We start from the raw sequence: 7,886 nt of genomic DNA on the forward strand, positions 1-7,886 counted from the left end.
GCCGCCGGAGCCCGTGACCTTGCCGCAGCCCGACCGGCTGGCCGAGATGCTGCCGCCGCCCGATGTGCCGCCTGAAGTGGTGATCGAGGTGCCGCCGCCCAAGCCGCCACCGCCAAAGCCCAAGCCCAAGCCCGAGGTCAAGCCGAAGCCGGCCGAGAAGCCGGTGCGCAAGCCCGAGCCCAAGCCCCCAGAACCCAAGCCCAAGGTGGCGCAGACCACGGCCCCGGCCGCGGCGCCCGCGCCGGCGGCGCAAGCCACGGCCGCGCCGCCGCCGGGCATCGCCAGCCAGCCGTCCCCCGATGCGGTGCGGCGCTGGCAGGCGACCCTCGTGGCGCACCTGCAGCGATTCAAGCGCTATCCCGGCGCGGCGCGGCGTGACGGCGAGGAGGGCGTCGCCTATCTGCGCTTCACGATGGACCGCAGCGGAAACGTGCTGACAAAGCAGCTCGACCGGACCTCCGGCCATTCGCTGCTCGACCAGGAAACCCTGGCGCTGGTCGAGCGCGCCCAACCGCTGCCGTCGCCACCGCCGGAATTGCCTGGACCATTCGTCTTTGTCGTGCCGGTGCAGTTCCAGCTGCGTTGATACGAGCAGGAGTCTCCATGGATGCATTCGCTCAATCGGAATCCGCCACCTCGCCCATCGACATGCTGCTGTCGCGCGCGTCGGTGTCGCCGCGCCTGCTGGCCGAGCCGGGACCGAGCGACGCGCAGATCGGCCTGATCCTCGATGCCGCCCTGCGCGCACCGGACCACGGCAACCTGAAGCCGGCGCGCTTCATCGTGATCCGCGGCGAGGCACGCCAGCGTTTCGGCGAGCTGGCGGTGCAGGCGCTGCACCAGCGTGAGCCTGATCCGCCGGAGGCGCTGATCGAGAAGTTCCGCAGCTGGCCGCGCACGGTGCCGGTCATCATCGCGGTGGCCGCCACCGTGCGCGTCGGCCACAAGATCCCCGAGATCGAGCAGATCCTCTCGGCCGGCGCCGCGGCCATGAACATCCTCAACGCTGCACATGCGCTGGGCTTCGCTGCCATGTGGGTGACCGGCCCCAACGCCTACGATCCGGTGGTGCTGCGCGCGCTGGGCCTGGGCGAGAGTGACAAGCTGGTCGGCTATGTCGGCATCGGCACGCCGATCAACGCCGTGCGCCCGGCGCCGCGCAAGCTCGACCGCCAGGCCTTCGTGTCGGAGTGGTAGTTTCCCTTCTCCCGCAAGCGGGAGAAGGTGGCCGTCGCGCAGCGATGGCCGGATGAGGGCCCACGCACGAGGCACCGTGTCCTTGGACCCTCACCTTCCCATCGTGCGGCGCACGATGGGCCCCTTCCTCTCCCGCTCGCGGGAGAGGAGAATCAATCCGCTGCCGCGGCGAGCAGGCGTCGGCGCAGGGCGGAGACCGGCGCGCGGCCATCGCCGGTGGGCTGATAGACGGCGCTGAACGTGTGCACCGCGCGCCGCCACGCCGTCACCGGATCGCCCTTGGCGACCTCGAACGCATCGAAGCCGCAGCGGCGCATGTGGTGCAGCTGGTCGGGCAGCACGTGGCCGGTGGCGCGCAGCTCACCGCCGAAGCGATAGCGCTCGCGCAGCAGGCGCGCCTGCGAATAGGCGCGCCCGTCGCTGAACTTGGGGAACTCCAGCGCGATCAACTGCAGGCGCGCGATATCGGGCGCCAGCGCATCGACCGGGTCGGTGTTCTTCAGCAGCACGCCCAGCGGCGCGCTGCGCGCCAGCAGCACCTCGCGCTCGGCGCGCCAGCGCGCGAAGCTCACGATCACGGCGCCGTCGGCCGGCAGCGCCGTATCGTCGGCGAGGCGCTGCCAGGGATCGTCGATCAGGGCGCCGCCCTTAAGCAGTGGCATAGAGCCGCTCCTTGAACGGGGTGTTGCCGACCCGGCGATACGTGTCGAGGAACCGTTCGCCGTCCTGGCGCACCGCGAGATAGGTCCGCACCAGCGAGTCGATGGCCTCGACGACCTGGTCGGCCGGCACCGCCGGACCCAGGATGCTGCCCAGCGAAACGTCGTCGCCGGCATGCCCGCCCAGCGTGATCTGGTAGAACTCGGTGCCGTTCTTGTCGACGCCGAGAATGCCGATATGGCCGACATGGTGATGGCCGCAGGCGTTGATGCAGCCGGAGATCTTGATCTTCAGCTCGCCGATGTCGTGCTGGCGCGCCAGATCGGCGAAATGCTGCGAGATGCGCTGCGCCACCGGGATGGCGCGGGCATTGGCCAGCGCGCAATAGTCGAGCCCCGGGCAGGCGATGATGTCGCTGACCAGCCCCAGGTTGGGGGTCGCGAAGCCGATGAGCGTCAGGCCGCGCCATACCGCCGGCAGGTCGGCGACGGCGACGTGCGGCAGCACCAGGTTCTGCTCGTGGGTGACGCGGATCTCGCCGCAGCTGTAGGCGTCGGCCAGGTCGGCGACGGCATCCATCTGCGCCGCGCTGGCATCGCCCGGCGGCCCGCCCTCGGGCTTCAGCGATAGGTTGACGATGGCATGGCCGGGCTGGCGGTGCGCCACCACGTTGCTGCGCAGCCAGAGCGCGAAGTCGCGGTTCTCGAAGCGCAGCCGTTCGGTTTCCGTCGCGATGGTCGGCTGCGGCTGATAGCGCGGCGGCGCGAAATGGCGCCCGATGCCGGCGACCACGTCGGCCGGCAGGTCGAGCGCGCCGTCGCGCAGCCCCTCCCACTCTTCCTCGACCTGGCGGCGCATCTCCTCGGCACCGATCTCGTGCACCAGGATCTTGATGCGCGCCTTGTAGATGTTGTCGCGCCGTCCGTAGCGGTTGTAGACCCGCAGGATCGCCTCGAGATACGACAGCAGGTGCTGCTTGGGCAGGAACGGCCGGATCGTCTTGCCGATCATCGGCGTGCGGCCCAGCCCGCCACCCACGATCACCTCGAAGCCCGGCTCGCCGTTCTCGTCGCGCAGCATGCGCAGGCCGATATCGTGCACGCGCACCGCGGCGCGGTCGTTGGGCGAGCCGGTGACGGCGATCTTGAACTTGCGCGGCAGGAAGCTGAACTCGGGGTGCACCGTCGACCACTGGCGGATGATCTCGCACCAGATGCGCGGGTCCTCGATCTCGTCGATGGCCACGCCGGCCCAATGATCGGCGGTGGTGTTGCGGATGCAGTTGCCGCTGGTCTGGATGGCGTGCATCTCGGCCTTGGCGAGATCGGCCAGCGCGTCGGGCGCATCCTCCAGCTTGATCCAGTTGAACTGCAGGTTCTGGCGCGTCGTGAAATGCCCGTAGCCGCGATCGTAGCGGCGCGCGATATGCGCCAGCGTGCGCATCTGCTTGGACGACAGCGTGCCGTAGGGGATGGCGATGCGCAGCATGTAGGCGTGCAGCTGCAGGTAGAGTCCGTTCTGCAGCCGCAGCGGCTTGAACTCGTCTTCCGTGATCTCGCCCGCCAGCCGCCGCTTCACCTGGTCGCGGAACTGCGCCACGCGCTCGGCGACAAAGGCATGGTCGTATTCGTCATAGCGGTACATGGCAGCGCCCCTATGTCGTCCTGAGCGAAGCGAAGGACCCTGCGGTGCGTCGGTCGTTGAAGGCTCGCGTGAAGGCTGACCACAGAGGCACAGATGGCACGGAGAGGCACAGAGGCATGAAAGGTTGCGCGCCTGTGGCGCGCAGAAAAGTCTTCTTCTCTGTGTCCCTCTGTGTCCTCTGTGCCTCTGTGGTGAAATCTTCATGCGTCGAGCGCGCAAGCTTGCGCGATTGACGCACCGCGAGGTCCTTCGCTTCGCTCAGGACGACAAAAATCATCGTATCCGCCCTCACAGATACCGCGTCGCGTCTGCGGAGATCGCGGCGAAGGTCAGGCCCTGGGCGCGGATGCGCTCGCGCAGGCTGACCGGCATGATGTCGTCGCCCTCCCCGGTCACGGCGGTCAGGTACGGATCGACGACGCGCGATTCGGCGGCCGCCACGGTGCCGATGCCCAGCAGCCGCGTCGCGGCTTCGCCGTCGCGCGCCACGGCGGCGCGGCGGATGTCCGACGTCCACTCGGCGGTCTGGGTGAGGAACACCACGCTGCCGTCGCGCAAGCGGTTGGCGGTGACGATCTGCAAGGTGCCGGTGAGATTCTTGGCCATCAGGACGCCTCCGCCAGAGCCGGTTCGAGGGCGGTGTCGGCCAGGGCGGCGACATCGCCGATGATCATGAGGGCAGGGCCGCCGTTCACATGGCGGGCCGCCAGCGCCGCCAGCCCGGCCACGGTGCCGATGCTGACCTTCTGGTTGGGCCGTGCGCCGTTCTCGACGATCGCTGCCGGCGTGGCGCGTGCGATCCCGGCCGCGAGCAGCCGGTCGCGCACCGTCGCGGCGGCGCTCACGCCCATGTAGACGACGATGGTCTGGCCGCTCCTGGCCAGCGCCGCCCAGTCGGCGGCAGGCTCGCCGTTCTTGAGATGGCCGGTGACGAAGGTCACGGCGGACGCATGCTCGCGGTGCGTCAGCGGGATGCCGGCGGCGGCGGCGCAGGCCAGCGCTGCCGTGATCCCCGGCACGACGGTGGCCTCGATGCCGTGCGCGCGCAGATGCGCCTGCTCCTCGCCGCCGCGGCCGAAGACGAAAGGATCGCCGCCCTTCAGGCGCACCACCTGCCGTCCGGCCCGCGCATGCGCCACCATCAGGGCGTTGATCTCGTCCTGGCTCTTGCTGTGATGCGCCTTCTGCTTGCCGACATAGACCAGCTCGGCGTCGCGGCGGGCGTAGTCCAGCACCGCACGGCCGGCGAGCTCGTCGTACAGCACGATATCGGCCTGCTGCAGCGCGTGCAGCGCGCGCAACGTCAGCAGATCCGGATCGCCGGGGCCGGCGCCGACGATCGTGACGGATCCCGGCCGCGGCGTGGCGGCATCAGCGCGATTGAGCGCCACCAGCATGGCATCGCGCGCCGCCGGCTCGCGGCCGGCCAGCACGAGCTGCCCGATGGGGCCGTCGAGCACCCGCTCCCAGAAGCGGCGGCGGGCGCCGACGTCGCGGAAAAGCGCGCGCGCCGAGTCGCGGAAGCGGGCCGCGAAGGCACCGAGATCGGCCAGCCGCGCCGGCAGCGCCCGCTCGATGCGGGCCCGCACCAGGCGTGCCAGCACGGGGGCGGCGCCGCCGGTCGAGACCGCGACCACCACGTCGCCGCGGTCGACGATGGCCGGCATGATGAAGTCGCTGAGCCCGGGCTGGTCGGTGACGTTGACCGGCACACGGGCGGCGCGCGCCCGGGCCGCGACATCGTGGTCGCGCCCTGGATCGCCCGTCGCGATGAACGCCAGCGCGGCACGATCGATATCCTCGTCGCCCGGCCAGCGGGCCTGCCAGGCGATGGCGCCGGTGCCCAGCAGCGCGTCGAAGGCGGCATCCAGGCCGGGCGCCGCCACCGTCACCCGGGCGCCGGCGGCGAGCAGCAGACGGGCGCGCTGCGCCGCGGCCGGCGTGCCGCCGACAACCAGGGCGGCGCGGCCGTCGAGCGCGAAGAATGTCGGCAGGTGCTTCATGGCCCGGTCAGTCCGTCAGGATCCGGACCACGACGTAGAACGCGATCCAGGCTGCCACCTCCACACCGCGGACCAGCAGCGCCGCCAGCATGGGGCGCCGCGCGCGCCAATCCGCGGCCAGCCCACGGCCCGCCGTCGCATCCAGCTTGTCGTTCGCAACAGTCACGACCCGCTCCAGGCTGTGGCATTGTCTGCCGAGAATTAGCCACTGCCTACGTGGAAATTCAATACAAAATAACCTAATGAACTGTACAACATAAAATTATACAAATTTAATAAGTAATATATAAGCCAAGGTCGAGACACCCTCACGTGGCGCCAGCGGCGAATCCTCGCCTCGCAGCCGCCTTCTGCTATCGTCCCGCCGATCCCTGATGGAGTTCCGCCATGCCGGCCGATACAAGCCCGCCCCGTACCGTAGATGCCTTGCACGCCGACCAGGTCGCCTATTGGAGCGGCGAGGGCGGCGACAACTGGCTGGCGCGCGAGGCCCGCATCGATGCCTCGCTGGCCGAGCTCAACCGTCGTGCCATCGCCGGCGCCGCCGCGAAGCCTGGCGAGCATGTCCTGGATGTCGGGTGCGGCACCGGCCCCACGACCCGGGCGCTGGCGCGGGCCGTGGCGCCCTCGGGCACGGTGCTGGGCCTGGACCTGTCGTCGGCCATGGTGGGCGAGGCGGCGCGGCGCGCGGCGGCCGACGGCCTGACCAATGTGAGGTTCCTCGCCGGCGACGCCTCGACCCATGCTTTCGAGCCGGAGGCGGTGGATCTGCTATTCTCGCGCTTCGGCGTGATGTTCTTCGGCGATCCGGCCGCGGCGTTCGCGAATTTGCGCCGGGCGCTGAAGGCGGGTGGCCGGCTCGCCTTCCTGTGCTGGCGGCCCTTCAAGGAGAACGGCTGGGCCTTCGTGCCGTTCATGGCGTCCGTGCCGTTCCTGCCGCCGATGCCGCGCCCGGGACCGGACGATCCCGGGCCGTTCGCCTTCGGCGACCAGAACCGTGTGCGCCGCATCCTCGCCGATGCGGGCTTCAGCGATATCGCCATCGATCCGGTCGACGCCATGATGGTGCTCTCGACGTCCGGGCTCGACGAGGCCGTCACCCAGGCGACCGAGGTCGGGCCGCTGACCCGGGCGCTGCGCGAGGCGCCGCCGGCGGTGCGCGACAAGGTCATCGCCGCCGTGCGCGAGGTGCTTGCCGGGCACGTGGCGGATGGCGGCGTGCGCCTGCCGGCCGCCTGCTGGCTGGTGAAGGCGGTCAATCCCGGATGACGGCTACGGGGCGGGCCCGGTCCCCAGGGCGATCGCATATGGGAGCGCCGGTGCGGTCTCCTCGCCCCACGGCAGCGGGGAGAGGGGTGAACAGCGCCATGTGCGGTCGCCCTGCCACGGCCCCTGCATGAACCTCACGGTCCTGGTGCCGGCCGCGTGAGCCGCGCGGTGCGCGCCTTCAGCCTTTCGACCGTGATCAGCAGCAGGACCGCCGTCACCAGCATCAGGGCCGTGGCGGCCGCGATGGTGGGCGAGATGTCCTCGCGCAGGCTGGAGAACATCTCGCGCGGCAGGGTGCGATGCTGCGGTCCGCCGATCAGCAGCAAGGTCACGACCTCGTCGAAGGAGGTGCCGAAGGCGAACAAGGCGCCCGAGAACACGCCCGGCGCCAGCAGCGGCAGCATGATCGTGCGGAACACCGTGAAAGGATTGGCGCCCAGCGACTGGGCTGCGCGCACCAGGCGCCAGTCGAAGCTGGCGAGCACGGCCGACACCGTCACGACGACGAACGGCGCGCCCAGCGCGGCGTGGGCCATGATCAGGCCGGTGTAGGTCTGGGTCAGGCCCAGCGGCGCGAAGAACAGGTAGAGGCCCACGGCGTAGATCACCACCGGCACGACCATGGGCGACAGCAGGACGGCGGTGAGCGCGGTCTTGCCGCGGAAATCGCTGACGTTGAGCCCGATCGCGGCCAGCGTGCCCAGGACCGTGGCCAGCAGCGCCGACATGATGCCGATGAAGAAGGAGTTGCGCACCGACAGCCCCCAGCGGGCCGATCCCAGCAGCTCCTCGTACCAGCGCCAGGTGAAGCCGCGCAGGGGATAGGCCAGGAACTGGCTGTCGTTGAGCGACAGCGGCAGCACGGCCAGGATCGGCGCGATCAGGAACAGCAGGACGGCGCCGCTGCCGGCGAACAGCGCCAGCCGCCAGCAGCGCTCGCCTATGGTGCGCGGGATCGTGGTGCGTGGGATGGAGCCGCCGGCCATGGCGCTAGCCCAACTTTCCCAACTGGAGGGCTGAAACGGCAATTTTGAGGTTGGAAAGTGTGAAAACGCGAATCATTTCAAGGGGTGTCGGTCGGCGAGCGGCTGTAGTGAAGACCAAGTGCCTTTT

9 protein-coding genes are annotated in these 7,886 nt (G+C 70.0%); 3 read left to right on the plus strand and 6 right to left on the minus strand.

What is annotated here, in order from left to right; genetic code table 11:
* Both FHP25_RS40180 and FHP25_RS40185 read left to right on the plus strand, forming a co-directional pair.
* On the plus strand, window positions 1-586 hold a 586-nt coding region (locus FHP25_RS40180; RefSeq protein ID WP_218578999.1), incomplete at its 5' end, for an energy transducer TonB.
* A gap of 17 nt (window positions 587-603) precedes the next feature.
* On the plus strand, window positions 604-1,197 hold the full coding sequence (locus FHP25_RS40185) for a nitroreductase family protein (protein WP_147852638.1): 594 nt from the start codon (window positions 604-606) through the stop codon (window positions 1,195-1,197).
* Between the two features lie 152 nt (window positions 1,198-1,349).
* On the opposite strand, the gene FHP25_RS40190 is transcribed toward FHP25_RS40185, so the two are convergent.
* The 5 genes from FHP25_RS40190 to FHP25_RS41215 all read right to left on the minus strand — a co-directional run bounded on the left by FHP25_RS40190 (window position 1,350) and on the right by FHP25_RS41215 (window position 5,670).
* Complete coding sequence (locus tag FHP25_RS40190) at window positions 1,350-1,859, minus strand: DUF934 domain-containing protein (RefSeq protein WP_147852639.1); 510 nt, start codon at window positions 1,857-1,859, stop codon at window positions 1,350-1,352.
* Window positions 1,846-3,501 carry a nitrite/sulfite reductase gene (locus FHP25_RS40195; RefSeq protein WP_147852640.1) on the minus strand — a complete coding sequence of 552 codons (1,656 nt, stop codon included), beginning with the start codon at window positions 3,499-3,501 and terminating at the stop codon, window positions 1,846-1,848. The genes FHP25_RS40190 and FHP25_RS40195 overlap by 14 nt, the downstream gene beginning before the upstream one ends.
* Before the next feature lie 288 nt (window positions 3,502-3,789).
* Complete coding sequence (locus tag FHP25_RS40200; RefSeq protein WP_147852641.1) at window positions 3,790-4,107, minus strand: DUF2849 domain-containing protein; 318 nt, start codon at window positions 4,105-4,107, stop codon at window positions 3,790-3,792.
* Complete coding sequence (gene cysG, locus FHP25_RS40205; protein WP_147852642.1) at window positions 4,107-5,504, minus strand: siroheme synthase CysG; 1,398 nt, start codon at window positions 5,502-5,504, stop codon at window positions 4,107-4,109. The genes FHP25_RS40200 and cysG overlap by 1 nt, the downstream gene beginning before the upstream one ends.
* Window positions 5,505-5,511: 7 nt before the next feature.
* Window positions 5,512-5,670: a hypothetical protein gene (locus FHP25_RS41215; RefSeq protein ID WP_178134146.1), complete on the minus strand. Its 159-nt coding sequence runs from the start codon at window positions 5,668-5,670 to the stop codon at window positions 5,512-5,514.
* A 221-nt stretch (window positions 5,671-5,891) separates the two neighbouring features.
* On the opposite strand from FHP25_RS41215, the gene FHP25_RS40210 reads away from it, so the two are divergent.
* On the plus strand, window positions 5,892-6,773 hold the full coding sequence (locus FHP25_RS40210; protein WP_147852643.1) for a class I SAM-dependent methyltransferase: 882 nt from the start codon (window positions 5,892-5,894) through the stop codon (window positions 6,771-6,773).
* 134 nt (window positions 6,774-6,907) lie between these two features.
* On the opposite strand, the gene FHP25_RS40215 is transcribed toward FHP25_RS40210, so the two are convergent.
* Entirely contained in the window at window positions 6,908-7,759 is an 852-nt protein-coding gene (locus tag FHP25_RS40215) for an ABC transporter permease (protein ID WP_147852644.1), read from the minus strand.
* Window positions 7,760-7,886: the final 127 nt, after the last annotated feature.

This window comes from Vineibacter terrae, assembly GCF_008039615.1.
Lineage (GTDB): Bacteria > Pseudomonadota > Alphaproteobacteria > Reyranellales > Reyranellaceae > Vineibacter > Vineibacter terrae.

Coding starts and splice junctions, on each gene's coding strand:
- cysG (WP_147852642.1), bottom strand. CDS start 5,504: ATGAAGCACCTGCCGACATTCTTCGCGCTCGACGGCCGCGCCGCCCTG.
- FHP25_RS40210 (WP_147852643.1), top strand. CDS start 5,892: ATGCCGGCCGATACAAGCCCGCCCCGTACCGTAGATGCCTTGCACGCC.
- FHP25_RS40215 (WP_147852644.1), bottom strand. CDS start 7,759: ATGGCCGGCGGCTCCATCCCACGCACCACGATCCCGCGCACCATAGGC.
- FHP25_RS40185 (WP_147852638.1), top strand. CDS start 604: ATGGATGCATTCGCTCAATCGGAATCCGCCACCTCGCCCATCGACATG.
- FHP25_RS40190 (WP_147852639.1), bottom strand. CDS start 1,859: ATGCCACTGCTTAAGGGCGGCGCCCTGATCGACGATCCCTGGCAGCGC.
- FHP25_RS40200 (WP_147852641.1), bottom strand. CDS start 4,107: ATGGCCAAGAATCTCACCGGCACCTTGCAGATCGTCACCGCCAACCGC.
- FHP25_RS40195 (WP_147852640.1), bottom strand. CDS start 3,501: ATGTACCGCTATGACGAATACGACCATGCCTTTGTCGCCGAGCGCGTG.